This is a genomic window from Erwinia sp. JUb26 (assembly GCF_003751505.1).
Lineage (GTDB): Bacteria > Pseudomonadota > Gammaproteobacteria > Enterobacterales > Enterobacteriaceae > Erwinia.
In genome coordinates this window covers 131,551-158,236 of the sequence record NZ_RJVB01000006.1, presented here as the reverse complement: position 1 = coordinate 158,236, position 26,686 = coordinate 131,551, and the positions used below count along the sequence as shown (strand labels likewise).

The 26,686-nt window shown below is 58.3% G+C and carries 18 protein-coding genes and 1 pseudogene; 11 read left to right on the top strand and 8 right to left on the bottom strand.

Features of this window, described 5'->3' with window-relative positions; genetic code table 11:
- The 3 genes from mdtC to EC836_RS16270 are packed head-to-tail and all read right to left on the bottom strand — an operon-like array spanning position 1 to position 7,453.
- A complete protein-coding gene (gene mdtC / locus EC836_RS16280; protein ID WP_123334973.1) occupies positions 1 to 3,075 on the bottom strand; it encodes a multidrug efflux RND transporter permease subunit MdtC in 3,075 nt (1,024 codons plus the stop codon).
- Positions 3,072 to 6,188, bottom strand: a complete 3,117-nt coding sequence (locus tag EC836_RS16275) for an MdtB/MuxB family multidrug efflux RND transporter permease subunit (RefSeq protein WP_123334971.1) — start codon at positions 6,186 to 6,188, stop codon at positions 3,072 to 3,074. The genes mdtC and EC836_RS16275 overlap by 4 nt, the downstream gene beginning before the upstream one ends.
- Entirely contained in the window at positions 6,188 to 7,453 is a 1,266-nt protein-coding gene (locus tag EC836_RS16270) for an MdtA/MuxA family multidrug efflux RND transporter periplasmic adaptor subunit (protein ID WP_123334969.1), read from the bottom strand. The genes EC836_RS16275 and EC836_RS16270 overlap by 1 nt, the downstream gene beginning before the upstream one ends.
- Positions 7,454 to 7,684: 231 nt before the next feature.
- On the opposite strand from EC836_RS16270, the gene EC836_RS16265 reads away from it, so the two are divergent.
- Complete coding sequence (locus EC836_RS16265; protein ID WP_123334966.1) at positions 7,685 to 8,647, top strand: aldo/keto reductase; 963 nt, start codon at positions 7,685 to 7,687, stop codon at positions 8,645 to 8,647.
- 396 nt (positions 8,648 to 9,043) lie between these two features.
- Here EC836_RS16265 and EC836_RS16260 read toward each other — a convergent pair whose 3' ends face one another.
- Positions 9,044 to 9,754, bottom strand: coding sequence for a DUF6216 family protein (locus EC836_RS16260; protein ID WP_123334964.1), 711 nt, complete (start codon positions 9,752 to 9,754; stop codon positions 9,044 to 9,046).
- 84 nt (positions 9,755 to 9,838) lie between these two features.
- Between EC836_RS16260 and EC836_RS25000 the strand changes: the two are divergent.
- Positions 9,839 to 10,204 (top strand): annotated as a pseudogene (locus tag EC836_RS25000) (IS630 family transposase); the annotation flags it as partial.
- A 443-nt stretch (positions 10,205 to 10,647) separates the two neighbouring features.
- The gene (locus tag EC836_RS16255) at positions 10,648 to 10,905 is read left to right on the top strand and encodes a hypothetical protein (RefSeq protein WP_123334962.1); all 258 of its coding nucleotides are present in this window, start codon (positions 10,648 to 10,650) and stop codon (positions 10,903 to 10,905) included.
- 82 nt (positions 10,906 to 10,987) lie between these two features.
- Here the strand turns inward: EC836_RS16255 and yegD are convergent, their stop codons facing one another.
- The 3 genes from yegD to EC836_RS16240 all read right to left on the bottom strand — a co-directional run bounded on the left by yegD (position 10,988) and on the right by EC836_RS16240 (position 15,765).
- Positions 10,988 to 12,340 carry a molecular chaperone gene (gene yegD / locus EC836_RS16250; protein ID WP_123334960.1) on the bottom strand — a complete coding sequence of 451 codons (1,353 nt, stop codon included), beginning with the start codon at positions 12,338 to 12,340 and terminating at the stop codon, positions 10,988 to 10,990.
- 109 nt (positions 12,341 to 12,449) lie between these two features.
- The gene (locus EC836_RS16245) at positions 12,450 to 15,020 is read right to left on the bottom strand and encodes a diguanylate cyclase (RefSeq protein ID WP_123334958.1); all 2,571 of its coding nucleotides are present in this window, start codon (positions 15,018 to 15,020) and stop codon (positions 12,450 to 12,452) included.
- Between the two features lie 133 nt (positions 15,021 to 15,153).
- On the bottom strand, positions 15,154 to 15,765 hold the full coding sequence (locus EC836_RS16240) for a phosphatase PAP2 family protein (RefSeq protein WP_123334956.1): 612 nt from the start codon (positions 15,763 to 15,765) through the stop codon (positions 15,154 to 15,156).
- Positions 15,766 to 15,984: 219 nt separating this feature from the next.
- Between EC836_RS16240 and udk the strand changes: the two genes are divergently transcribed.
- The 3 genes from udk (at position 15,985) to asmA (ending at position 19,169) form a co-directional block, all read left to right on the top strand.
- Positions 15,985 to 16,626 (top strand): uridine kinase, encoded by a 642-nt coding sequence (udk, locus tag EC836_RS16235; RefSeq protein WP_123334955.1) that lies wholly within the window; start codon positions 15,985 to 15,987, stop codon positions 16,624 to 16,626.
- Positions 16,627 to 16,729: 103 nt separating this feature from the next.
- Positions 16,730 to 17,311: a dCTP deaminase gene (dcd, locus tag EC836_RS16230; RefSeq protein ID WP_123334953.1), complete on the top strand. Its 582-nt coding sequence runs from the start codon at positions 16,730 to 16,732 to the stop codon at positions 17,309 to 17,311.
- A 13-nt stretch (positions 17,312 to 17,324) separates the two neighbouring features.
- Positions 17,325 to 19,169: an outer membrane assembly protein AsmA gene (asmA, locus tag EC836_RS16225; RefSeq protein ID WP_123334951.1), complete on the top strand. Its 1,845-nt coding sequence runs from the start codon at positions 17,325 to 17,327 to the stop codon at positions 19,167 to 19,169.
- Positions 19,170 to 19,205: 36 nt separating this feature from the next.
- Here asmA and EC836_RS16220 read toward each other — a convergent pair whose 3' ends face one another.
- Positions 19,206 to 20,771 carry a TerC family protein gene (locus EC836_RS16220; RefSeq protein ID WP_123334949.1) on the bottom strand — a complete coding sequence of 522 codons (1,566 nt, stop codon included), beginning with the start codon at positions 20,769 to 20,771 and terminating at the stop codon, positions 19,206 to 19,208.
- 360 nt (positions 20,772 to 21,131) lie between these two features.
- On the opposite strand from EC836_RS16220, the gene galF reads away from it, so the two are divergent.
- The 5 genes from galF to rfbD all read left to right on the top strand — a co-directional run bounded on the left by galF (position 21,132) and on the right by rfbD (position 26,660).
- Positions 21,132 to 22,028 carry a UTP--glucose-1-phosphate uridylyltransferase GalF gene (galF, locus tag EC836_RS16215; RefSeq protein ID WP_123334946.1) on the top strand — a complete coding sequence of 299 codons (897 nt, stop codon included), beginning with the start codon at positions 21,132 to 21,134 and terminating at the stop codon, positions 22,026 to 22,028.
- A 47-nt stretch (positions 22,029 to 22,075) separates the two neighbouring features.
- Positions 22,076 to 23,089, top strand: a complete 1,014-nt coding sequence (gene galE / locus EC836_RS16210; protein ID WP_123334945.1) for a UDP-glucose 4-epimerase GalE — start codon at positions 22,076 to 22,078, stop codon at positions 23,087 to 23,089.
- 453 nt (positions 23,090 to 23,542) lie between these two features.
- Positions 23,543 to 24,589, top strand: a complete 1,047-nt coding sequence (wecA, locus tag EC836_RS16205) for a UDP-N-acetylglucosamine--undecaprenyl-phosphate N-acetylglucosaminephosphotransferase (protein WP_123335390.1) — start codon at positions 23,543 to 23,545, stop codon at positions 24,587 to 24,589.
- 80 nt (positions 24,590 to 24,669) lie between these two features.
- A complete protein-coding gene (gene rfbB / locus EC836_RS16200; protein ID WP_123334943.1) occupies positions 24,670 to 25,761 on the top strand; it encodes a dTDP-glucose 4,6-dehydratase in 1,092 nt (363 codons plus the stop codon).
- Entirely contained in the window at positions 25,758 to 26,660 is a 903-nt protein-coding gene (gene rfbD / locus EC836_RS16195; protein WP_123334940.1) for a dTDP-4-dehydrorhamnose reductase, read from the top strand. Before rfbB ends, rfbD begins: the two co-directional genes overlap by 4 nt.
- The last annotated feature ends 26 nt before the right edge of the window (positions 26,661 to 26,686 follow it).

Genomic DNA, 26,686 nt, shown 5'->3' with positions numbered 1-26,686 from the left:
TTACGCTTCCTCTGACACACGCTCAGGGCGCGGCTTACGACGCAGTTTATCCATATACAGATAAACCACCGGCGTGGTGTACAGCGTCAGCAGCTGGCTCATCACCAGGCCGCCGACGATGGTGATCCCCAGCGGCTGGCGCAGCTCCGCACCGTCGCCGCTGGTCAGCACCAGCGGCAGTGCACCGAGCAGGGCGGCCAGCGTGGTCATCATAATCGGCCGGAAGCGCAGCAGGCTGGCCTGCTCGATCGCTTCCCGCGCCGTCAGCCCGCCGTTGCGCTGCGCCTCAACGGCGAAGTCCACCATCATTATCGCATTCTTCTTCACGATGCCGATCAGCAGCATAATCCCGATTAGCGCGATCAGGCTGAACGGCGCGCCGAACAGTTCCAGCGCCAGCAGCGCTCCGACGCCCGCCGAGGGCAGGGTGGAGAGAATGGTCAGCGGATGGACGTAGCTCTCATAGAGAATACCCAGCACGATATACACCGTGGCGATCGCCGCAATAATCAGCCACAGCTGGCTGCTCTGCGATTTCTCAAACTCCGCCGCCGTGCCGGCGAAGCTGCCGCGCACGCTGGACGGCACGCCCAGCGCGGTCACGCTGCGATCGATCGCCGCCGACGCCTGCGACAGCGATACGCCTTCCGGCAGGTTGAACGAGATGGTGGAAGAGGCCGACAGCCCCTGATGGTTGACCGACAGCGGCGAGTTCGCCGGTTTCCAGCTGGCAAAGTAGGAGAGCGGGATCGATTTCCCGTCGCTGTTGATCACGTACATCTGATTCAGCGCACTGACGTCCTGGGTGTAGCGCGGATCGACCTCCATCACCACTTTATACTGGTTCAGCGGCTGATAGATGGTGGAGATCTGCCGCTGGCCGAAGGCGTTGTTCAGCAGGTTATTGACGTCGGACACGTCAATGCCGAGGCTGGACATCGCCGCGCGATCGTAGGTCAGCGCCATCTCTGCACCCTTATCCTCCTGGTCCGAGTTGACGTCGGCCAGTTCGGGCAGGGTGGCAAAGGCGCGGCGGATTTTCGGCTCCCACTCTCGCAGGTCGTCAAGGCTGTCCGACAGCAGGGAATACTGATATCCGGCGTTGGACTCGCGTCCACCCAGCCGCAGATCCTGCACCGCCATCAGGAACAGATTCGCGCCCGGCTCTTTCGCCAGCTTGGTGCGCAGGCGGGCAATCACCTGCTGGGCGTTCTCAGTACGCTCGGACAGCGGTTTAAGGGAAATAAACATCGAGCCGCTGTTGGCGCGGAACCCGCCGGTAAAGCCGACCACGCTTTCCACCGCCGGATCGTCATGCACGATGCGCATAAAGTCCTGTAGCTTATCGCGCAGCGACTGGAAGGAGATGCTCTGGTCCGCCTGAATAAAGCCCATCAGCCGCCCGGTATCCTGCTCCGGCATAAAGGTTTTCGGAATGGAAACGTAGAGGTACATAGTTAGGCCGATAGTGCCGAGGAACACCAGCAGCGTCCAGCGCGCGTGATTCAGCACCACCCGCAGCGAGCGGCCATAGCCCTGCTGGACGGCCATAAGCACCTTGCCGACACCGCGAATGCGCGGCTGCTGATGCTTGCGCTGCGGCTTGAGCAGCAGCCCGCACATCATCGGCGTCAGGGTGATCGAAATCAGCAGCGAGATGCCGATCGCCACCGACAGGGTGACGGCAAACTCGGTAAACAGGCGGCCAATCAGCCCGCCGAGCATCAGCAGCGGCAGGAACACCGCCACCAGTGAGATACTCATCGATAGCACGGTGAAGCCGACTTCACGCACCCCCTGCAGCGCGGCCGGGATCGGCTTCATCCCAGCTTCGACATGGCGGGATATATTCTCCAGCACCACGATCGCATCGTCGACCACAAAGCCGGTGGCGACGGTCAGCGCCATCAGCGACAGGTTGTTGAGGCTGAAGCCGCACAGGTACATGGCGGCAAAGGTGCCGATCAGCGAAACCGGCACCGCCACCGCCGGGATCAGCGTGGCGCGGCCTGAGCGCAGGAAGGCGAACACCACCAGGATCACCAGGCCGACGGAGATCGCCAGCGACTGCTCAACCTCATGCAACGAGGCGCGGATGGTCGGCGAGCGGTCCTGCGCCACGTTCAGCTCAATGGACGCCGGGATGATCTTGCGCAGCTCGGGCACTTCGGCGCGGATGCGGTCGACGGTGTCGATGATGTTGGCTTCCTGCGATTTGCGGATCATCAGCAGGATCGCCGGTTTGGCATTCGCCATCCCGGCATTGCGCACGTCCTCAACCGAATCGGTGACGGTGGCGACGTCGCTCAGGCGCACCGCCGCGCCGTTGCTGTAGTGCACGACCAGCGGCTGATATTCCGCGGCGGTTTTCAGTTCGTCATTGGTTTTCAGCTGCCAGCGCTGGTGGTTATCCTCCACCGCGCCCTGCGGCTTGCGCACGTTGGCGTTGGCGATGGTTTCCCGCACCGCATCCAGCGACAGGCCCTGGTTAAACAGCGCCTGCGGATTCAGCTCCACGCGCACCGCGGGCAGCGAGCTGCCGCCGACCGAGACATCACCGACGCCCTCAATCTGCGCCAGCTTCTGCGCCAGCTGGGTGGAGGCGTAATCGTACAGCTGACCCTGCGAATAGGTATCCGAGGTCAGCGTCATGATCAGGATCGGCGCGTCGGACGGGTTGGCCTTGCGGTAGGTTGGCCGCGACGGCATGCCGCTCGGCAGCAGGCTTTGCGCGGCGTTGATTGCGCCCTGCACGTCGCGGGCGGCACCGTTAATATCGCGGTCGTAGTCAAACACTAAAATGATGCGCGTGGAGCCCAGCGAGCTGCTGGAGGACATCTCGGTCACGCCCGCAATGCGCCCCAGCGCCCGTTCCAGCGGCGTGGCGACCGACGACGCCATGGTTTCCGGCGACGCCCCCGACAGCGAGGCGCTGACCATGATCACCGGGAAATCCACCTGCGGCAGCGGAGCCACCGGCAGCAGCCGGAAGCCCAGCACGCCGGCCAGCAGGATCGCCACGGTCATCAGGATGGTGGCGACCGGGCGATGGATAAACAGCGCGAAAAATTTCACTCTGCCTCCCGGCGCGCAAAGCGCTGGCGAGTGGCGTGCGACAGGCGGTCAAACAGCAGATAGATCACCGGGGTGGTGAACAGCGTCAGCACCTGGCTGACGATCAGTCCGCCCACCATTGCCGTGCCCAGCGGGCGGCGCAGCTCCGCGCCCACGCCGGTGCTCAGCATCAGCGGCAGCGCGCCGAGCAGGGCGGCCAGCGTGGTCATCAGGATCGGGCGGAAGCGCAGCAGACAGGCCTGATAAATCGCGTCGTACGGCGACATGCCCTGTTCGCGCTCGGCGGCCAGCGCAAAGTCGATCATCATGATGGCGTTCTTCTTCACGATACCGATCAGCAGGATGATGCCGATAATGGCGATCACATCCAGCTCGCTGCCGCTAATCAACAGCGCCAGCAGCGCGCCCACGCCCGCGGTGGGCAGCGTGGAGAGAATGGTAATCGGGTGAATAAAGCTCTCGTAGAGAATACCCAGCACGATATACATCGCCACGATCGCCGCCACGATCAGCCAGACGGTGCTGGAAAGCGCGGCCTGGAAGGCGAGGGTGCTGCCCTGGAACTGGGTCATGATTTCAGCCGGCATCTCCATGGCCTTCTCGGCCTGGGTCACCGCATTCACCGCCTGCTCCAGCGAGTAACGGTCGCTGACGTTGAACGAGAAGGTTGCCGACGGGAACTGGTCGAGATGGTTGATGCTAAGCGCGCCGTGGCGCTGTTCCACGCTGGCAATCGCGCTCAGCGGCACGCTGCCGCCGTCGGTGCTGTTCAGCCGCACGCTTTGCAGCGCGGCCAGTCCCGGCGTGGCGGTGGTGTCGTGCTCCAGCACCACGCGGTACTGATTCGCCTGAGTGTAAATGGTGGAGATCAGACGCTGGCCGAAGGCGTTATACAGCGCGTTATCCACGTCGGCCATGGTAATGCCGAGACGGCTGGCGGTATCACGATCGACGCGGATATAGGCCTCCAGCCCCCGATCCTGCCAGTCGTTGCTGACGTCCTTCAGCTCCGGCATGGTGTTCAGTTTTGCCAGCAGCTTCGGCACCCACAGGCTGAGCGAGTCGAGCGATCCGGCCTGCAGCGTAAACTGATACTGCGTGCGGCTGACCTGGGTATCAATGGTGAGATCCTGCACCGGCTGCAGCCACAGGCTGATGCCCGGGATCTGCGCCACCTGCTGCTGCAGGCGGGCAATCACCACCGGAATGCGGTCGTCGCGCTCATCCAGCGGCTTGAGGTTGATTTGCAGTCGGCCGCTGTTCAGCGCGGAGTTGGTGCCGTCCACGCCGACAAACGAGGTGAGGCTCTGCACCGCCGGATCTTTCATAATCACCGAGGCCACTTCCTGCTGACGCTGCGCCATGCTGGCGTAGGAAACCGACTGCGAGGCCTGCACGGTGCCGGAGATAATGCCGTTATCCTGCACCGGGAAGAAGCCTTTGGGGATCACCAGCCACAGCATCACGGTAATCGCCAGCGTGCTCAGCGCCACGCCGAGGGTGATCCACGGATGATTCAGCACCCGGCGCAGCAGGCTGCCGTAGCGGGCAATGACCTTGTCAAACATCGCCTCGCTGGCGCGTGAGAAGCGGTTCTGCTTGCGCAGCGACTCTACGCTGAGCATGCGTGCGCACATCATCGGCGTCAGGGTCAGCGAGACAATGGCGGAAATCAGGATCGCCACCGCCAGCGTCACGGCAAATTCGCGGAACAGCCTGCCGACGATATCACCCATAAATAGCAGCGGGATCAGCACCGCAATCAGCGAGAAGGTCAGTGAAATAATGGTAAAGCCGATCTCACCCGCGCCCTTCAGCGCTGCGGTCAGCGGTTTTTCCCCTTTCTCGATATAGCGCGAGATGTTCTCGATCACCACAATCGCATCATCCACGACGAAGCCGGTGGCGATGGTTAACGCCATCAGCGTCAGGTTGTTGATCGAGAAACCGCAGAAATACATCACCGCAAAGGTGCCGACCAGCGACAGCGGCACCGCCACGGCGGGAATAATGGTGGCGGGTACGTTGCGTAGGAACAGATAAATAATCATCACCACCAGCGTGATGGCCAGCAGCAGCTCAAACTGCACGTCGTTAACCGAAGCGCGGATGTTATTGGTACGGTCGGTCAGCAGCTTCACTTCCACCGATTTCGGCAGCGAGGCGGTCAGCGCGGGCAGCATCTCGCGGATGTTATCGGCGGTATCGATGATATTGGCACCCGGCTGGCGCTGCACGTTCAGCACGATCGCCTGCTGGCGATTGGCCCACGCGCCCAGCCAGCTGTTTTCCGCACCCTGCTCAACGGTGGCGACATCGCCCAGCCGTACCGGTGCGCCGTTAAGGTACGTGACAATCAGCTGGCGGTAGCCTTCGGCGGTTTTGATCTGGTCGTTGGCCGACAGCGTAATGGCGCGCTCCGGGCCGTCCAGGCTCCCCTTCGCCGAGTTGACGTTGGCATTGCTGATGGCGGTACGCACCGTTTCGGTGGTGATCCCCATCGACGCCAGCGCCTGCGCGTTCAGCTTCACCCTGACCGCCGGGCGTTGCCCACCGGACATCGTCACCAGCCCGACGCCGGAAACCTGCGAGATTTTCTGCGCCACGCGGGTTTCCACCATATCCGCAACCTGGGTCATCGGCATGCTGGTGGTGGTCACGGCGAGGGTCATAATCGGCGGATCCGCCGGGTTCACCTTGCTGTAAACCGGCGGGTTAGGCAGATCGCTGGGCAGCAGGTTGGTGGCGGCATTGATTGCGGCCTGTACCTCCTGCTCGGCCACGTCCAGCGGCAGCGTCAGCTGGAACTGTAAGGTCACCACGGAGGCCCCGCCCGCACTCTGCGAGGACATCTGCTTCAGGCCGGACATCTGACCAAACTGACGTTCCAGCGGCGCGGTGACCGCAGAGGTCATCACGTCCGGGCTGGCACCGGGATACAGCGTCACCACCTGGATGGTCGGGTAATCGACTTCCGGCAGCGCCGAAACGGGCAGCGAACGGTAGCCGATAATCCCGGCCAGCAGGATCGCGACCATCAATAGCGTGGTGGCGACCGGGCGCAGAATAAACTGGCGCGACGGCCCACCGCCGTTGGAAGGCATTCCCTGCATCAGTCGCTGGCTCCCTTGGCTGGCTGCGCGCTTTTACCGGAGGTCAGCGGCGTGGACTGCGCGGCGACGATTTCGACTTTTGCCCCGTCGGTCAGGCGGTCGATGCCGTCGGTAACCACCTTCTCACCGGCCTGCAGGCCGCTGTTAATCACCACGGTTTCGCTGTCCTGAATGCCGACGGTCACGGATTTTTTGCTGACTTTATTCTCGGCGTTGACCACCCAGACAAAGTGGCCCTCGTTACCCATTTGCAGCGCCGCCGCCGGGATCACGATGGCATCCTGCAGCGTGGCCACCTTCAGCCGCGCATTGACAAACTGGTTGGGGAACAGCCGGTCGTCCTCATTGCTGAAGCGGGCCTTCAGCTTGACGGTGCCGGTGGTGGTGTCGATCTGGTTATCCATGCTCAGCAGCGCGCCCTGCGTCAGCAGCGTTTTATTGCTGCGGTCCCAGGCCTCAACCGGCACGGCACCCTGTTTCTGTGCGCTAAGAATGGCGCTGATATCGTTCTCCGGCAGGCTGAACACCAGGTCGATCGGATGGGTCTGGGTGATCACCACGATGCCATTGGTGTCGCCGCTGGTGATGTAGTTGCCGATATCCACCTGTTTCAGACCCACGCGGCCATCAATCGGTGACGTGATGCGGCTGTAGGTGAGGTTGAGCTTCGCGCTGGCGACGCTGCCTTCATCGGCCTTGAGCGTACCCAGCGTTTCGCTGACCAGCGCTCGCTGCGTATCAAGGTCCTGCTGGGAAACCAGGCTGGTTTTCGCCAGCTTCTCGTAGCGCGCCAGGTCGCGACGGGCGTTTGCCAGCGTTGCCTGATCCTTCGCCAGCTGGCCTTCCGCCTGCATCAGCGCAACCTGCCACGGGCGCGGATCGACCTCGGCCAGCAGCTGTCCGGCTTTCACCTGTTGCCCTTCGGTAAAGTGTAGCGCCACCAGGTCGCCGTCAACGCGGCTGCGCAGAGTGACCGTGTTGGCTGCGGTCACGGTGCCGAGGCCGGAGAGATACTGCGGCACGCTTTTGCTCTGTGCTTCCGCCGCCTGCACCGGGCTTAACTCTGCGCCCATGCCGCCCGGACCGCCTGGCCCACCGGGGCCGCGCCCGCCACGGCCACGAGAATGAGAGGATTTACCTTCGTCGGCGGCAGGCTGCGCTGCCGGCGCATCAGCATGGCTGTGCCACCAGTACAGGCCACCGCCGACCAGTACGGCAAGAATAATAACCAGTGGAATAACGGGGAAACGGCGCTGTGCTTTCATTAACTCTCATGCTCTCCGGTAGCGGGGAAATGTCCAGGTGGGAAGAAAAGGCATCCACACTTCATAGTAGCCAATTATAACTGACGAAAAATGAAGGAAATAAGGATAACTGTCTAGTTCTGCATTGTCTTCTGTTCACATTCTGCAAATTATTAGACAGAAAATGTCGAAGCGACAGATAGTTAGTCTGCTAAGATTGATGCCGTGCAACCCACCTACCAGGAGATTGAAATGAGTACTTCAGAACATCGCCAGCTTGGTCGTTCCGGCATTCAGGTTCCGCTACTGACCTTTGGGGGTAACGTTTTTGGCTGGACGGCTGACCAGGCCACCTCTTTTTCCCTGCTGGACGCGCTGGTGGAGAAAGGGCTGAATTTTATTGATACCGCCGATGTCTACTCCCGCTGGGTTCCCGGCAACGAGGGCGGGGAGTCAGAAACCATTATCGGCAACTGGCTGAAGCAGAGCGGCAAGCGCGACAAAATCATTCTGGCCACCAAGGTGGGGATGGATTTGGGCGACGGTAAGACCGGTCTGGCACCGAAATATATTCGCCAGGCGGTGGAGGCTTCCCTCACACGTTTGCAAACCGACTATATCGATCTGTATCAGGCGCACCGCGATGATGAAGATACGCCATTACAGGACACGCTGGCTACCTTTGATGCATTAATTAAAGAAGGCAAGGTACGCGCTATTGGTGCCTCAAACTACTCTGCCGATCGTCTGAGCGAAGCGCTAAAAATCAGTGCGGATACCGGGCTGGCGCGCTATGAGACGCTACAGCCGGAATACAATCTGTACGATCGCGAAGGCTATGAAAGTGGTCTGGAAGCGGTGGTGCAGGAGCATGGCCTGGGCGTGATTAACTATTATTCGCTGGCCAGCGGTTTCCTCAGCGGTAAGTATCGCAAGCCGGAAGATGCGGCGAAGAGCGCGCGTGGGCAGGGCGTGGTGGAGAAGTATCTCAACGATCGCGGGCTGAAGATTGTTCATGCGCTGGTGCAGGTTGCCGAGGCGCATCATGCGTCGCCAACGCAGGTCGCGCTGGCCTGGCAGATTGCCCGTCCGAGCATTACCGCGCCGATCGTGAGTGCGACGTCGCTGGCGCAGGTGGATGAGCTGGTGAAGGCGACCCAGTTGAAGCTGAGTGATGCGGATAAGCGTTTGCTTTCCGAGGTCAGTAGTTACTGAGTTGTTTGCAGCGTAGGGAGTTAGCGCTGGCGGGTTGTGCCCCCGTTCGGGCGGTCCTCGCGCCGCTGCGCGGTCCCCTCACTCCGTTCGTCAGCCGGGCGGACCGTCACAGACGGTCGTTTGCAAAGCCTGGAGTTAGCGCTGGCGGGTTGTGCCCCCGTTCGGGCTGGTCCTCGCGCCGCGTCGCGGTCCCCTCACTTCGTTCGTCAGCCCGTCGGACCGCCACAGACGGGCCGTCCTGGCCCGGCTGTGACTTTTGGCCGCGTCCATGCGTCCAAATCCTGGCTTCCTCGCTGCGTTCAGCGCTGTGGATTGCCCTCTCGGGGGCACAACCCGCCTGCTGTCAAACTTCCGTGCTACTTGACGGAAATAATATTGGACTGTGATACAAAGGTATCAGGTCAAGTAATGTTTAGCCCGTTCCTGCTGTTGTAAGATGGCACCAATCAATCGTTTTTTAAATACCAGCGTGAGGATTATACTGAGCATTAACCAGACGAGAATAACTTCAAGTAAACCAAGAATAGTCTCTAATAATTTTTTTTCCTTTGGCGTTTTTTTTATAAACTCGGCGAGTATCTTCTGATCCTTTTCTTCGGAGAATACCTGACATATATTCGTCGCCAGATCGACAGATATTGCCGAAATCTGCGCTATCTTCTCGGTCGAAATCAGCTGGCAGGATGAACGATCAATTTCCCAACGATGATCTTTAATGAAAGAAACACCCGTTGCCTTATCCAAGTTCATAAAGAAATTCTCTCCCGTGGTTTTAAGCGTTAACGCCGCCCAGTCTGCGGGAACCTGGATTACACGAGTGTGGAGGTAACCAGAAAGTATCAGTGCGCAGCTAAATATCGTGACAAGAATTGTAGTAGCAATGATGTCCGACCGTTTGATGTCAGGAATTCTCTGTAGTGATATTTTGATCATAAGGATTCGCAATATCCATACGGGTATTCCGGACTTTTTGAAGAGTTCATGATGATCGGTTGAAGGTGCCCTCAATTTTTTAATGACTGAATAGATGGCGCCAAAGATAGTTATTAACCCTGTAATTATAGCAAGGGTGGATTGCAGGAGGTTCAGGTTGGTTATTTCTGTCATCACCGTATCCCTTCAATGATTTTTTACTATACTCTATTCCTGATTCTCAAAAAGCAATAATAAAGTTAAATAGCCGCGTGAAAAAGTAGATCCCTCTGCGGTGTCAGCTCATCCATGGGGCGGTGGATTAATTGGTCTACATTATCGGGTGTTGAAGGTCTCGTCTCTTTACTCACCCGGCGCGGGCGCCAGTGGCCTTATGAATATATCTGTTTGCTATTACATTAACTTGTAAGACATACGCTGGGTGATTTTGGCTATCCGCGCTCACGCTAGGATAACGAACTGCTGGCAATAAAAATCAATGTGATAATCGGATACAGGTGACATGCCGGGAAGCTCCTGTACTGGTTACCTGCTGCTGGCCTGGTATGGCGCATGGCGGTTCCCGTACTGCGTATTCGCGATCCGCATAAAGCGAAAAAAAGGGCGCTTATCCATGAAGCTATGGAGACGGCCTGTACGTTCCCCCTGGAGCAATCATGGACTGGGAAAGTTTAGCGATGTTCGGCGCAGCTCTTTAGAAGCCTTGAAATTATCAAAGGGGACAGCCTCTGCTGCTGCGCAAGGGCATCCGCAGCGCTGAGGTGAAGCCATTGCGCCAGGAGACGACAGCAGGGATGCTGGCGTCAGGCCGGGTTTGAACAGGGACGTTCAATCCTGGCTGGTCCGGCCGGCACAATGGCGTAACCGAAGGTACCGGGCAAAGCACGGCGCGAGGACCCGCCCTGGAGCAGCAGCAGAGGCTGAACCCCACACGCCTGTTCCGCAGCGGCGTTGTATGACATACCTGAAGGCACCATGCTACACACTGCAACGCGTTGATGGGACTCGCAGCTTTGAGGTATCATCACCGCCCTGTACACGTACTCCATCGCCACAGGGCAAACCGTATGAACAAGAAAAAGATATTTATCGTCTACCTGCCGGTCAGCCTGGTGTTCTTTATGATCCTGCCGGGCGCCATCCTGCGCGACATGCCGCCAGAGCGCTTTGCCTCGTTCAGCCATATCACCAGCCTTGGCGGAATACTGAACCCGATTGCCTCCGTACTGCTCTTCCTGGCGATCGTCTCGGTGATTCTGGCCGTTATTGCCGTTCCGCTGATTGGCCGCTGCGCCCGCGCGATAATTAATCGACGCAAAGCATAGGCCGCGGCGCCTTCTGCAACAGGCCGGACCATAATCACCCGGCCTGCAGAGATTACAGCCGGGGGAACACATCACCGCTCTCTTAGCGGAACATCACCTGCGCCCAGCGTGCCAGACCCGCCGTCACCGAGCCGAAATCATCCCCGCTGGTCAATGGAATATCCGGCAACTGACGCTGCAACGCTTCACGCAGCACCGGTGACTTCGCGCTGCCGCCGGTCAGATAAATCACATCAGGCTTCGTGCCGCTGGTCTCCAGCGCCAGCGCAACCTGCTCCTGAATACGCTCAAGAGGCTGGCTAATCGCCGCCTGCAGCGCCGCCACGCTGATATCCGTTGACAGCCCGCCGTCGATGAAATCTAACCCCGCCAGCGTTTGCGGCCGATCGGAAAGGGCAATTTTGCTCTCTTCCGCCGCGCGCACCAGACGATAGCTCAGGCGCTGACGCCAGACTTTCAGCAGGCGCTTCACCTTCTCCGGCTCGCGCGCATCGCGGATCAGATCCTGCAGCAGCTTGTTGCTGGCGGCGGCATAGAAATCACTCTGTGCCGGAACGTCGTTTATCGCGACCGCGTTCCACCACGGCAGGGCGGGCAGGCCCATTCCCTTCACGGTTTCACCGCCCAGTCCCAGCAGCGGCATCAGCTCCTTAAAGGCCAGCATGATATCCAGATCGTTGCCGCCCACGCGGCAGCCGCTATGGCCCAGCAGGCTGTCGCTGCGGTCGGATTTATCGTGCCACTTCGGCCCCATCAGCAGCATCGAGCAGTCGGTGGTTCCGCCGCCGATATCCACCACCAGTACGCGGCTTTCCTTAGTCAGCGTCGCTTCGAAGTCCAGACCGGCGGCTACCGGCTCAAACTGGAAAATGACATCGCTAAAACCGGCACGGCTGGCCGCGCGGGCGAGGATCCCTTCCGCCTGCTGGTTGGCGTCGTCACCGCCCAGCCCCTGGAAGTTGACCGGGCGGCCGATTACCGCCTGGGTCACGCTGTCGTTCAGCGCGCTTTCCGCCGACTGGCGAATGTGCAGCATCATCGCGCACACCAGGTCCTCAAACAGCGCGACCTGCTGCGGCTTCAGGCCGCTGGCACCGAGGAACGATTTCGGTGATTTTACAAACCACACCTCTTCCGGATCGTCCATATACTGTGCCAGCGAGGCCAGACCGAACTTCACACTGGCCGGTGTGACTTCAATATCTTCTTCGCGGTTGAAGGCGACGGCGCGGCGCAGCAGCGCCTGGCTTTCGGCCTGCGGCGTAGGCACCTGATGATGGCGGAACAGCCATTCACTGACGGCTTCACGAGTTGGCGCACACAGCATTGAGGGTAAATAGGGCGAACCCTGCTCTAATGGCAGCATTTTGGGCTGGCCGTGTTCCATGATGGCGACCGAGCAGTTGGCCGTACCGTAGTCGAAACCGATAAACATCGTTCTCTCCGCTGAGTGGGGAAAAAAAGGGGGCGACTTTAGCCTGGCCGTGTCGGCAGAGCAAGGGGGATGTGTGGTTTTATTCGCAGGGGAGGGGGAGGCGAAGGGATCAGGGCTGCGGGCCGGTATTGCTCTTTTCGCCGTAGACCGCAATCTGGCCCCGGCCGCTGTTTTTGGCCTGATAGCAGGCGATGTCGGCCTGCGCCATCACTTCAACCGCGCTGCTGCCGCTGTCAAAGGTGGTGAGCCCGGCGCTGGCCCCCACGAAGAACTCGTGACCTTTCCACAGAAAGCGATACTGACTGATAGTCGCGACCAGGCGGCCGGCGATCTCGCTGGCGTCCTCAAGGGAACATTCCGGCAGCAGCATGCCGAATTCATCACCGCCGAGGCGGGCGAGGAAGTCGCTGCCGCGCAGCTGGCGCATCATGATCGTCGACAGCTCGCGCAGCAGGGCGTCACCGGCGGCGTGCCCGGCGCTGTCGTTGACTGCCTTAAAGCGGTCTAAATCGACGAAGGCCAGCACGTGGTGCAGGTGCTGATTTTCCTGCGGCATCAGCAGAACCTTCAGCCGCTGTTCGAAGCTGGCACGGTTCGGCAGGCGGGTCAGCATATCGTGAGAGGCGCTGTAGCGTAGGCGTTTGAACATTTCCCGCGACTCGCTGACGTCCTGAATCACCATCACGCTACCAATATTGTCGCCTTCCTGGGTGCTTAACGGTGACAGGCTGTAGTTGATGGCAAACTGCTCCCCGGCGCGGTTGTGCAGGACCAGATCCTGGTCGGGGGAGGCCGCCGGTTTGGTATTTTTCGGCAGCGCGCAGCTGAGGACGATCTCCTGCTCCGGCCCTTCGCCGCCGCGGGTGATCTGCAAAATTTCGGCGATAGGCTTGCCCACCGCGTGGTGCTGCGGCCAGCCGGTCATTTTTTCCGCCACCGGATTCATAAAAATCACCTGCATCTCTTCATCGGTACTGATCACCGCTTCATCAATGGCATCCAGGGTGATGTGCATCCGCTCCCTCTCCTGATCCAGGGCATCGGTCAGTTGGCGGAAAACGGTGACGTCCTGATTAATTCCCAGCATGCGTGAAGACTGGCCCGGCTCGTCGGCGACCATATTGCCCTGACAGCGGATATAGCGGATGCCTGCGGGGGTTTCAATGCGGTACTCAACGTCCACCGGTGAGCTGTTTTTTACCGCCTTATCCAGCAGCGCTTCTACCTTTCTGCGATCGGCGGGAAGCAGGCAGTTCAACCAGTTTCGCTGGGTAATACTCTCGCTTTCTGGCAGATGGTAGAGCTGGAACATGCGCCTATCCCAGTTCATTTCACCGGTTATCAGATTCCACTCCCACACGCCAATTCCGCCCGCCTCATTGGCCAGGGTGATGCGTTCCATCAGCTGCTGATTCATTTTTTCGGTCAGCTTCAGCCCGGTGATATCTTCGATTTGCGAAATAAAATAGAGCGGCTGCTGCTCGCTGTCGCGCACCAGTGAAACCGCCAGCAGTGCCCAGACGGTTTTGCCGTCGCTGCGCAGGTAGCGTTTTTCCATGCTGTAGGTGGCGATCTCGCCGGCCAGCAGGGCATTCATCTGCGTCAGATCGGCATTCAGGTCATCGGGGTGGCTGAGCTGCTGGAAGGTCATCCCTTCCAGCTGATAGCGGCTGTAGCCCAGCAGGCGGCACAGCGCTTTATTGACCTGCAGCCACTGGCCGCCGGGCGCCACCAGCGCCATGCCGATCGCCGAGTATTCCATGGCGTGACGAAAGCGGGTTTCACTCTCCGAGATATGCTTGCGCTCTTCGCGGAACGAGTGCATCACCAGCGTCATTAAATGGCTGGGGACCAGCGCCAGCAGGAAGGGCAGCCAGGGAATAGAGACTGCCAACGGCCTGCTGATAAAGTCCTGGGCGATCAGGTTGAGCGCCAGCATCAGGGAGATCATCGATACCGTGACCAGATAAACGATAAACGCGGCCAGGCGCGGCAGGCGCACGGCGCTGTAGAACAGAATGACAATCACAAAGGCAAACGACCACGGCAGATAGCGCAGCGCCAGCCAGCAAAGCACCAGCGTGACGAGCAGGGTGAGCACCGTCTCTATGATTACCCGATGCTTCATCAGCGAATCGCGCTGCCACAGCAGTGCCACCGGGCCGAGCGCCAGCATGCCGATCACCTCGGAGGCCACCCAGGTGGAGAAAAACTGGGTGAGCGAGGCGGCGGGAATGTTCAGCAGCGCGCTGGCCAGCATCGCGCCCAGCAGCGGCGTAAACAGGCCGACCGCCAGCATCATCTTGACCCAGCTGTAAAGGGTATTCAGCGGCGCATGGTGATCCAGAAGCAGGCGCAGCATCACGCCGCCCATCAGCGCCTGGGCCAGATTGATCAGCGGGAATTTCAGATTGGAGAGGCCGGGGCCGAGAATAATGGCGTTGGCGCAGATCACCCCGACCATGCAGCCGCTCAGCAACAGCGGCAGGTTTCGTACGGGATTGCGGAAAACCACGATGGTCATCAGCGCCGTGGAAAACCACAGCGGGGAAATCTGACCGCTGATTTTAATCAGCTCAAGACAATAAAAGGTGGATGCCAGGCTCAGCAAGCCCAGCAGCAGGCTGTTCAGCCACTGCGTCCGGCTATGTTGTACATTGGCTAACGTTTCTGAGGCCATCCACACTTATCCAGCACGGCGCCGGGCTGCGGCGCAATCGTTATCTCTAAAGCCATGCTAGCACAAGAAAACCAGGTTGAAGTGAACGGCACGAAAAACCTGCGAGAAGTGACACAGATATCCGGTGCGTTTATTACTTGATTTTTAACAGGTCCGCGCGGGTCCAGGGATGGTCGATACCGGCAATCTGCGCCGACAGGTGCTGAAGAAACTGCTGGGTGGTGGCGACCCTGCCGTTGCTGAACAGTAATACCGGCACCAGCAGCGCGATGCACAGCTGCGCCAGTGAAAAACCACGCGGGCGAACGGTGCGCTGGCTGAGCAGAAACGCGGTGCTGAGGGTAAAGCCAAGGATCAGGCCGGCGATCACTTCGCTAACCGAATGGGCGTTAAGCTCCAGCCGCGACAGCCCGACAATCACCGGGATCAGATAGCCGACGGCCAGCAGAACGCGCCGCCACAGCGAGGAAAGGCGGCCGCTCAGCAGCCAGAACATCACCGGCCACAGCGTGGCGGACATGGCACTGTGGCCGCTGAATCCGGTGAAATTAAACCGCACGCTGCCAATGCCGAACCCCAGGAAGGCAATTTTGGACAGGCTGACCACCAGACCCGCACAGCCGAACGCCAGCAGCCAGAACCAGACGGCGCGTTTGTCGTCGTTTTTCCAGCGCAGCAGGAAGGCGATAATGACCGCAGTCGGCAGCAACAGCATGCTGTCACCGAAATAGGTCAAAAGATGCATAATGTGATCTGGCACGCGGTTTCCTTGAGGCTTTTTTGCTTGTCGTACTTTACCCGGACGCCAGCATATTATCTAACGGTATAATCTGAAAAGGTCAGGGATGCTTTTTTCTGGCATCAGATGGGTGAACTCCCTATAATTGCGCGCGCTATGCCCTTCATATTTCAGGAAGCTGGCTATTTATCCTTTCATTTTGTCTCGGAATCAGGTCGTTAATTTATGGCTGACAAGTCGCATCAGTGCGTCATCGTAGGTATCGCAGGCGCTTCAGCCTCGGGGAAAAGTCTTATTGCCAGCACGCTGTATCGTGAAGTGCGCGACCGTGTGGGTGATGAAAATATTGGCGTGATCCCAGAGGATGCCTATTACAAAGACCAGAGCCATTTAACCATGGAAGAGCGGGTCAAAACGAACTACGACCACCCGAGTGCCATGGACCACACGCTGCTGCTTCAGCATCTGCAAATGCTGAAAGCCGGGCAGTCGATTGAACTGCCGGTCTACAGCTATGTCGAACACACGCGTGAGAAAAAAACCATCACGCTGAAGCCGAAGAAGGTCATTATCCTGGAAGGGATCCTGCTGCTGACCGATGCGCGTCTGCGTCAGGAGATGAATTTCTCGATCTTCGTCGACACCCCGCTCGATATCTGTTTGATGCGCCGCATGAAACGTGATGTAAATGAACGTGGCCGCTCGATGGACTCGGTGATGGCGCAATATCAGAAGACGGTGCGCCCGATGTTCCTGCAGTTTATTGAACCGTCGAAGCAGTATGCCGATATTATCGTGCCGCGCGGTGGCAAAAACCGCATCGCCATTGATATCCTCAAGGCGAAGATTAATCAGTTCTTTGAGTAATCCCCGGCCCGTCTGACGGGCAGGCTACGGCGGCAGAATGGTGTTTATCCCGTCGCTGCCGTCGCCGCTTTTATGCATTTCTGAATAGGTTGGAGTACCCGTTATGAGATTATGTGACCGCGATATTGAAGCCTGGCTCGATAATGGCAAACTGGGCATTACCCCGCGCCCACCGGTAGAGCGCATTAGCGGCGCTACCGTTGATGTTCGCCTTGGGAACCAGTTCCGCACCTTTCGCGGCCACACGGCAGCTTTTATTGATTTAAGCGGGCCGAAGCATGAAGTCAGCGCCGCGCTGGATCGGGTGATGAGCGATGAAATCGTCCTGCCGGAAGGCGAGGCGTTCTATCTTCACCCGGGCGAGCTGGCGCTGGCGGTAACGTTTGAATCGGTCACTCTGCCTGATGATCTGGTCGGCTGGCTGGACGGGCGCTCCTCCCTGGCCCGGCTGGGGCTGATGGTGCATGTGACCGCGCACCGCATCGATCCGGGCTGGCACGGCCGTATCGTGCTGGAGTTCTATAATTCCGGTAAGCTGCCGCTGGCGTTACGCCCCGGTATGCTGATCGGCGCACTGAGTTTTGAACCCTTATCGGGCCCGGCAGCACGCCCGTACAACAGCCGCCAGGATGCGAAATACAGAGATCAGCAGGGCGCGGTTGCCAGTCGAATCGACAAAGATTAAAGGTGGCAGAGGCATGAAAAGATTGATAACCACACTGGCCATTTTACTGGTGGTGATGGTGGCCGGAATGACCGCGCTGGTTCTGCTGGTCAATCCCAATGATTTTCGCGCCTACATGGCCCAGCAGGTTGAACAGCGCAGCGGCTATCAGCTGGCGCTGAAAGGCGATCTGCGCTGGCACGTCTGGCCGCAGCTGAGCATTTTGTCCGGGCCGGTCACGCTGACCGCGCAGGGCGCGTCTCAGCCGGTGGTCAGTGCGGAAAACATGCGGCTCGATGTCAATCTTCTGCCTCTGCTCTCCCACCAGCTTTCCGTTAAGCAGGTGATGCTAAAAGGTGCCGTTGTCCGCTTAATCCCGGAAAGCGAGCGCCAGCGCCCGGCGGACGCACCGATCGGTCCTGCGGGCGGCCCGGTGCCGTCGGTAATTGAGGACGTCACTCGCGGCTGGAAATTTGATATTTCTCATCTGCAAATCGTTGACAGCCTGCTGGTGTGGCAGCAGAACAACGGCGAGCAGCTTAACGTGCGTGATTTTAATCTGCGCCTCGATCAGACCCAGCCACGGCAGGCGACGCTGGAATTCAGCAGCCGCATCAGCCGCGACCAGCGCGATCTGCGATTGCAGTTCAGCAGCGAACTCGATATCAGCCATTATCCCCGTCAGATTAGCGCCGCGATAAAACAGCTCGACTACCAGCTGCAGGGGGCCGATCTGCCGCAAACCGGCATCAAAGGCCAGGCGGCCATGGCGGCCAGCTGGGACAGCGCGACTCAGCGCTTCAGCCTCCGCGACATCCAGCTAAGCGCCAATGACACCCAGCTTAGCGGGAAAATCAGCGGAACCCTCGGCAACCGGCCGCAGGTGGTGGCGGAACTCAGTTCGCCTACGCTGAATATGGATTCACTGTTAGGTATTACCGAAACCGCGAATGCGGACACGGCCCAGCAAAGCCAGCGATCCGGTCGTGCGCCGGTGATCGCCGAGTCTGCGCCTGCGAATAATGCCGACTCGCCGCTCAATGCCATCGACGGCAGCCTGGATCTGAACATCGCTAAACTGCGCTGGCGCGGCATTGATATGGCTGACGTCAAGCTGAAGGCCAACAACCAGCAGGGGCTGCTGACGCTGGCCAGCCTGCAGGGGCAGGCTAACGGCGGCCGTTTCTCTCTGCCGGGCAGCATCGATGTCCGCAGCCCGCAGACGAAGGTTGTCCTGACGCCGTCGCTACAGCGCGTGGGCATCGGCCCGCTGCTCAAGGCATTTAATCTGCCGGATACTCTCAGCGGCGAGCTGTCTTTGAACGGCGATTTCGTCGGCAACGGCTTAACGGTGGCGGAATTTAAGCAGCAGTGGCGGGGCAGTGCGGATCTCAAGCTGGATAACGCCCAGTTTGCCGGGCTGAACTTCCAGCAGCTGATCCAGCGCGCCGTGGAAGGCAACAGCGATAAAGTGCGCGGTGAGCGCAGCGACCAGCCGGTCCTGCAGCAGATTAGCGGCCACGCCACGCTGAACAACGGCCTGGTGACCTTCCCCGATCTGAGTGCGCAGTCGACGATGCTCAACTATACCGGCAGCGGCACGGTCGATCTGGCCAAAAGGGCGCTGGATATTAACTTTGGCGTCACCGTGACGCAGGGCTGGCAGGGTGACGATACGCTGGTCCGACGCCTGCAGCAAACGCCGGTGCCGCTGCGTATTTACGGCCCGTGGTCGACGATTAACTACAGCCTGAAAGTCGATCAGGTGCTGCGCCAGCAGTTGCGCGACGAGGCCAAACAGCGGCTGAAAGAGTGGATGAGGCGCAACCCCGAGAATGAAAACCGCAACGATGTGAAAAAGCTGCTGAAAGATATGTAAGGCGGGTGTGCGCACCTCGCCTTAACTGCGGTTCGGTTAATCTTCTTCCGGGGGGGGAACGATCTGTACTTTCTGCACCCGATGGTTCTCAACCTGCAGGGTGCGGATCAGATAGTCCCCAATCTGCACCTCTTCTCCTTGCTGCGGCACGTGCTGCAGATGCTCCATCAGCAGCCCTGCCAGCGTATTGTATTCGCGCTTTTCATCCAGCGGCAGCGGCACATACATCGTCAGATCGTCCAGCGGCATATGACCGTTGGCGGTCCAGCTGCCGTCGGCGTTTTGCTGAATATCGTAACGCGGATCCAGCCGCTCCCCCTCATTTGGCAGATTACCGGCGATGGTTTCCATCACGTCGCTCAGCGTCACTACGCCCTCAACCGAACCAAACTCGTCCACCACGAAAGCAAAGTGGGTACGGGCGTTGCGGAACTGTTCCAGCGCAGGCAGCAGCGGCAGCTGTTCTGGAAACACCAGCGGCTGGCGGATTAACGCCCGCAGATCGAGGCTGTTGCCGTGCAGCGCCTGCTTCAGCAGCTCAATCACGTGCACCACGCCGAGCGGCTCTTCGCTGTTTTCGGTGATGATCAGGCGCGTATGCTGGTTGCTGTCCAGGCGGGCCATGATGTCTTCCGGCGATTCGGCCAGGTCAATATGCTGGATATCATGGCGGGAGGTCATAATGCTGCTGACGCTGCGCTGGCCCATCGCCAGCACGCGGGCGATCATCATCCGTTCCTGCTTGTTAAATATCGCCTTTGGCGCAGTGTTGCTGGCGACCAGCGAAGCGGTTTCCGCATCCAGCTCCGCCGGTTCGTGGCTGCCGCGCAGCAGGCGCAGGACCGCTTCGGCGGTGCGTTTACGCAGCGGCGATTTAGCGGACAGAAAACGACGACGGTTAAACTGGGAAAGCTGGTTCAGCGCCTCAATCATCACCGAGAAGCCGATGGCCGCGTAGAGGTAGCCTTTTGGAATATGGTAGCCAAACCCGTCGGCGACCAGGCTGAAACCAATCATCAGCAGGAAGCTGAGGCACAGAATAATAATCGTCGGGTGGCCGTTAACGAAGCGGGTCAGCGGTTTGCTGGCCAGCAGCATCAGCATGATTGAGATAATGACCGCGGCCATCATCACCGCCAGATGGTCCACCATACCCACGGCGGTGATCACCGAATCGAGTGAAAATACCGCATCCAGTACCACGATTTGCGCCACAACCGGCCAGAATCGTGCGCCGCGCTTTTGCGGATTCTGCTCTTCATCTTTCCCTTCCAGCCGCTCATTCAGTTCAACGGTAGCCTTAAACAGCAGGAAAATCCCCCCGACCAGCATAATGGCATCGCGCGCGCTGAAGGCGTGCCCGGCAACGGAGAACAGCGGGGCGGTGAGGGAAGAGAGCCAGGAGATCGAGGCCAGCAGCATCAGGCGCATGACCAGCGCCAGCAGCAGGCCGGTGACGCGAGCACGGTCGCGCAGGGCGGGAGGCAGTTTCTCCGCCAGGATAGCAATAAACACCAGGTTATCGATGCCGAGCACTAATTCCAGCACCACCAGGGTGACCAGTCCGGCCCAGATTGACGGGTCGGCGATCCATTCGAACATTGTTTTTACCTGTTAACCAAAAGTTGTTGCGTAATGATGAGTGCGAATCCTCACTATTTCAACTGATAATCCCCCCCGGCGACGGTTGTTGATTATTAGCATTTATTGACTCATGAGGAATGAATGATTTATTGCGCAGCAACAGTAACAACACCCGCTTTTTACGCTGGTTTTATTGCCGATGACAGAGCATATTATTCAGCCGTACGGACTGGATATTTAAAGCGCGATAGCGACCGGATACTTAAGTTTAACCTGGTACTGATAGCGGAAGAATTTTCAGATTAAGATTATACTTAACGATCGTACCAATAATGCATAATCAATGAACGCTTATTACTTCATTTATATGGAAAAATTATGACCAAGCTTAAAGCAGTTATCCCGGTCGCGGGTCTCGGTATGCATATGCTCCCTGCTACAAAAGCCATTCCTAAAGAGATGTTGCCTATCGTTGATAAGCCGATGATTCAGTATATCGTCGACGAATGCGTGGCAGCGGGCATCAAGGAAATTGTTCTGGTCACCCATGCTTCTAAAAATGCAGTAGAAAACCACTTTGATACCTCTTATGAACTGGAAGCGCTGCTTGAAGCCCGCGTTAAACGCCAGCTGCTCAGCGAAGTCCAGTCGATTTGCCCGCCGGGCGTGACCATTATGAACGTCCGCCAGCCGCAGCCGCTGGGCCTGGCAAACTCCCTGCTGTGCGCCCGCCCAATGCTGCACGATGAAGCCTTTGTGGTGCTGCTGCCGGATGTGCTGCTGGATGATTCGTCAGCGGATCCGCTGCGCTACAACCTGGCCGCGATGGTCGCCCGCTTTGAAGAGACCGGCCGTAGCCAGGTGCTGGTTAACCGCCTGCCGGACGCCGACCTGTCCGAATACTCGGTGATCACCACCAAAGACCCGCTGACCATTCCTGGCCGCGTCAGCCAGATCGTCGATTATGTTGAGAAGCCGGAACAGCCGCACGTGCTGGACTCTGACCTCTCCGCCGTTGGCCGCTACGTGCTTTCCGCCGATATCTGGTCCGAGCTGGAAAATCTTGAACCGGGCGCGTGGGGACGCTATCAGCTAACCGACGCCATCGCGAATCTGAGCAAAAAAAGCCCGGTGGATGCGCATCTGCTGTCGGGGCAAAGTTTCGACTGCGGACGCAAGCTGGGCTACATGCAGGCGTTCGTCACCTGGGGACTGCGTAACAACGCCCAGGGTCGCGAATTCCGCGATGCAGTGAAGAAAATTCTGGCTAAATAACAATCTGTTGGCGCGACGGATCTGCCCCGCCGCGTAAAGGAGTCTACATGGCTATTTTAGTAACGGGTGGTGCAGGCTATATCGGTTCCCACACGGTTCTGTCGCTGCTGGCACGCGGTGATGATGTGGTGGTACTGGATAATCTGAGCAACGCCTCGCGGGAATCGGTGAATCGCGTTGAAAAGCTGACGGGCAAAACCGCAACGTTCCACGAAGGCGATATTCTCGATCGCGCCTGCCTGCGCGACATCTTTGCCAGCCACGACATCAGCGCGGTGATCCACTTCGCCGGGCTGAAGGCGGTAGGGGAGTCAACGCGCAAGCCGCTGGAGTATTACCAGAATAACGTCACCGGCACGCTGGTGCTGCTGGAAGAGATGCGCAGCGCCGGCGTTAACCAGTTTATTTTCAGCTCCTCGGCCACCGTTTACGGTGCCGATGCGCCGGTTCCCTATGTGGAAACCACCCCGATTGGCGGCACCACCAGCCCTTACGGCACATCCAAGCTGATGGTTGAGCAGATCCTGCGCGACTATGCCAAAGCCAACCCGGAATTTAAAACCATCGCCCTGCGTTATTTCAACCCGGTCGGTGCGCATGAGTCCGGCCTGATTGGTGAAGATCCTAACGGTATCCCGAATAACCTGCTGCCGTATATTGCCCAGGTGGCGATCGGTCGTCTGGAAAAACTGGGGATTTTCGGTGATGACTATCCGACCAAAGACGGGACCGGCGTGCGTGACTATATTCACGTCATGGACCTGGCGGAAGGTCACCTGAAAGCGCTGGATCACCTGCCCGCGATTGCCGGTTACAAGGCCTATAATCTGGGCGCGGGTGAGGGATACTCGGTGCTGGAGATGGTTAAGGCCTTTGAGAAAGCCTCCGGTCGTGCGGTGCCTTATCAGGTTTCGCCACGTCGCGATGGCGATCTGGCCGCCTTCTGGGCGGATGCCTCGCTGGCGGACAGGGAGCTCGACTGGCGGGTTTCTCGCGGCATTGATGAAATGATGCGCGATACCTGGAACTGGCAGTCAAATAACCCAAATGGTTATCGTTAATTATCAATTGCTATAGTAATTAAATGAAAAGCTCCCTTTGTGGGGGCTTTTTTTTATTCGTGTTGCCATGGCTTCCAAATCGGGTTTGGTTTTATCTTCTGAATTATATGGGAAAAATCCCAATGACGATTTTTTAACGCTAGCTGATATAAAAAACAGCGTAAACGCTGCTTAATTGCGCACTTATAGCAAGTATCCCTACTCTTCATAAAAATTTTCAAATTAAACTTGTGCGCGTCATGCCGAGGCGGGAGAATTAGTGATTCTTTTGGTAATCCTTGGTGTGATTTTGTTTCCAGGAGTTATCTGAAGAAAAAATTTAGTCAGGCAGGATAGTCTGACTATGCTTGAGTAGGGGAAATCGCGTTAAGCGAACTGGATTGCTGTGCCAGGGGCGGTAGCGTGGTTTCATTAGAGCGAAATGCAAAAAGCTAAGTGAGCATTGGTGCACATATGCAAGAGATCGTTCTCATCTTTCTGGGAGCTTTAGCGCTGTTGTTTATTGCGAGGAAAGTGGCTCGCAAAGTGGGGCTGGTGGACAAGCCCAATGCGCGTAAACTCCATAGCGGGCATATCCCTTTGGTCGGCGGTGTTTCAGTCTACTTCTCTTTATGGATACTTTATGCGCTTCAGCCCGCGTGGCTGCCTGATTTTGATATCTATATGATTTGCGCCACCCTGCTGCTGCTGGTGGGCGTGCTTGACGATCGCTTCGATCTGCCGGTGATGCCGCGCATGGGCCTTCAGGCCGCGGTGGCAGGCATTATGATGTACAACGGGCTTTATCTGTCATCACTTGGCAATATCCTGTTTGGCTACCAGTTAATTCTGGGTGCCTTTGGCTATGTGATTACCCTGTTCGCGGTGATTGCGGCCATCAACGCCTTCAATATGGTCGACGGCATTGACGGACTGCTGGGCGCACTGTCCTGCGTGACATTTGGCTCCCTGGGCATCGTGTTTATCATGGGCGGTAACGATGATATGGCGATGTGGTGCATGTGCCTGATGGCCGCGTGCCTGCCGTATATCCTGCTTAACCTTGGTATTCCCTGGGGCAGGAAATTCAAAGTCTTTATGGGTGATGCCGGCAGCATGCTGATTGGCTTTACGGTGATTTGGCTGCTGATTGTGGCTTCACAGGGGCAGGATGCCATTATGAGCCCGGTAACGGCGCTGTGGCTGATTGCGGTCCCGCTGATGGACATGATGCGCGTGATGATCGCCCGCATTCGTCGCGGCAGCAGCCCGTTCCGCCCCGATCGTGAGCACATGCACCATATTCTGATGCGTGCCGGCCTCAGCGGTCGCTGGACGTTGGTGATTATGACCTCCGCTCAGGTCTTCAGCGGCATGATCGGCATCATTCTGGAAGGCTGCCACGTGCCGGATAACTGGCAGCTCGCGCTGTTTGTCGGCAGCTTTATTTCCATGCTGTTTGCGATGAAATCGCTGGAAAGACTGAAAGTGACCTTTGGACGCTTCCTGGCCGTAAAATAGGCCGATTTGGCGTGCCTTTGCGCTGGGGACACCGTTCCTCAGCGCAACTTTGCCAGGCGCTATAACAAGAGAGATACCGCGTGAAAATTTTAGTGACCGGCGGCGCCGGATTTATCGGCTCCGCCGTCGTACGTCATATCATCAGCGAAACCACTGACAGCGTCGTCAACGTTGATAAGCTCACCTATGCAGGCAACCTCGAATCCATTGCCTCGGTCAGTTCAGATCCCCGCTATGCCTTTGAGCAGGCCGATATCTGCGATAAAACCGCCATGGCGGCCATTTTTGCCCGCCATCAGCCGGACGCGGTGATGCACCTGGCTGCGGAAAGCCATGTTGATCGTTCTATCAGCGGCCCCGCTGATTTTATTGAAACCAATATCGTCGGAACTTATGTGCTCCTGGAGGCTGCCCGCCAGTACTGGAACCAGCTGGACGGTTCGCGCAGGGCGGCTTTCCGTTTCCATCATATTTCGACCGATGAAGTGTATGGCGATTTACCGCATCCGGATGAAGTCGGCGATGCACAAAGCCCCCTGCCGCTGTTCACCGAAACCACCTCATATGCTCCCAGCAGCCCCTATTCGGCCTCTAAAGCCTCCAGCGACCATCTGGTTCGCGCGTGGCTGCGTACCTATGGCCTGCCGACGGTGGTCACTAACTGTTCCAACAACTACGGCCCTTATCACTTCCCGGAGAAGCTCATTCCGCTGGTGATCCTTAACGCGCTGGAAGGCAAAAATCTGCCGATTTACGGCAGGGGCGATCAGATCCGCGACTGGCTGTATGTCGAAGATCACGCGCGCGCGCTGTATACGGTAGTGACGAAAGGCAGCGTGGGCGAAACCTACAATATTGGCGGCCACAACGAGAAGCAGAACCTGCAGGTGGTGGAAACGATCTGCGACCTGCTGGACGAGATGGTGCCGAAAGCAGGAAGCTATCGCCAGCAAATCAGCTACGTCGCGGACCGTCCTGGCCACGATCGGCGCTATGCGATCGATGCCGATAAAATCGGCCGCGAGCTTGGCTGGCAGCCGCAGGAGACCTTTGAAAGCGGCATTCGTAAAACCGTGCAGTGGTACCTGGACAACACCGAGTGGGTCAGCAACGTCAAAAGCGGTGCCTATCAGTCTTGGATCGCACAAAACTACAGCGAGCGTCAGTCGTGAAAATTCTGCTGCTGGGTAAAAACGGCCAGGTGGGATGGGAGCTGCAGCGCGCGCTGGCCCCCTTGGGGCAACTGACGGCGCTGGCTTCTGACTCAACTGACTACTGCGGCGACTTTGCGCGCCCGCAGGATCTCGCTGAAACCGTGCGTCAACTGTGCCCCGATGTGATTGTGAATGCCGCGGCCTGGACGGCGGTAGACAAAGCCGAATCGGAAACCGAACAGGCGCATCAGGTCAATGCCGCGAGCGTTGAGGTGCTGGCAAAAGAAGCCCATAAGCTGGGCGCGCTGCTGGTGCATTACTCCACCGATTATGTCTTTCCGGGGGAGGGCGATCGCCCGTGGCAGGAAAGCGATGCCACCGGCCCGCAGAACGTTTACGGTGCCAGCAAGCTGGCGGGTGAGCGGGCAATCCAGCAGCATTGCAAAAAACATCTCATCTTCAGGACCAGCTGGGTGTATGCCAGCCGGGGCAATAACTTCGCCAAAACCATGCTGCGTCTGGCCGCCGAACGTGAAGAACTGTCGGTGATTAACGATCAGTTTGGCGCACCGACCGGTGCCGATTTAATTGCGGACTGCACCGCACACGCGATCCGCATGGTGCAACGCACCCCGGACGCGACAGGGCTGTACCATCTGGTGGCATCCGGCACGACGAGCTGGTTCGATTACGCCCGCTTTGTGTTTGCCGAAGCCCGCAGTGGGGGGCGTGAACTGACATTGAAACATCTGCATGCGGTGCCCACCAGCAGCTATCCCACGCCCGCGCGCCGTCCGCTGAATTCCCGACTGGCGACTGATAAGTTCTGCTCGACCTTCGGACTCACCCTGCCGGAATGGCAGCTGGGCGTGCGGCGGATGCTGCAGGAACTCAACGATGCGCGGAACCTGCTTTGAACCTCTGCGTTTGAATTAAAAAGAGA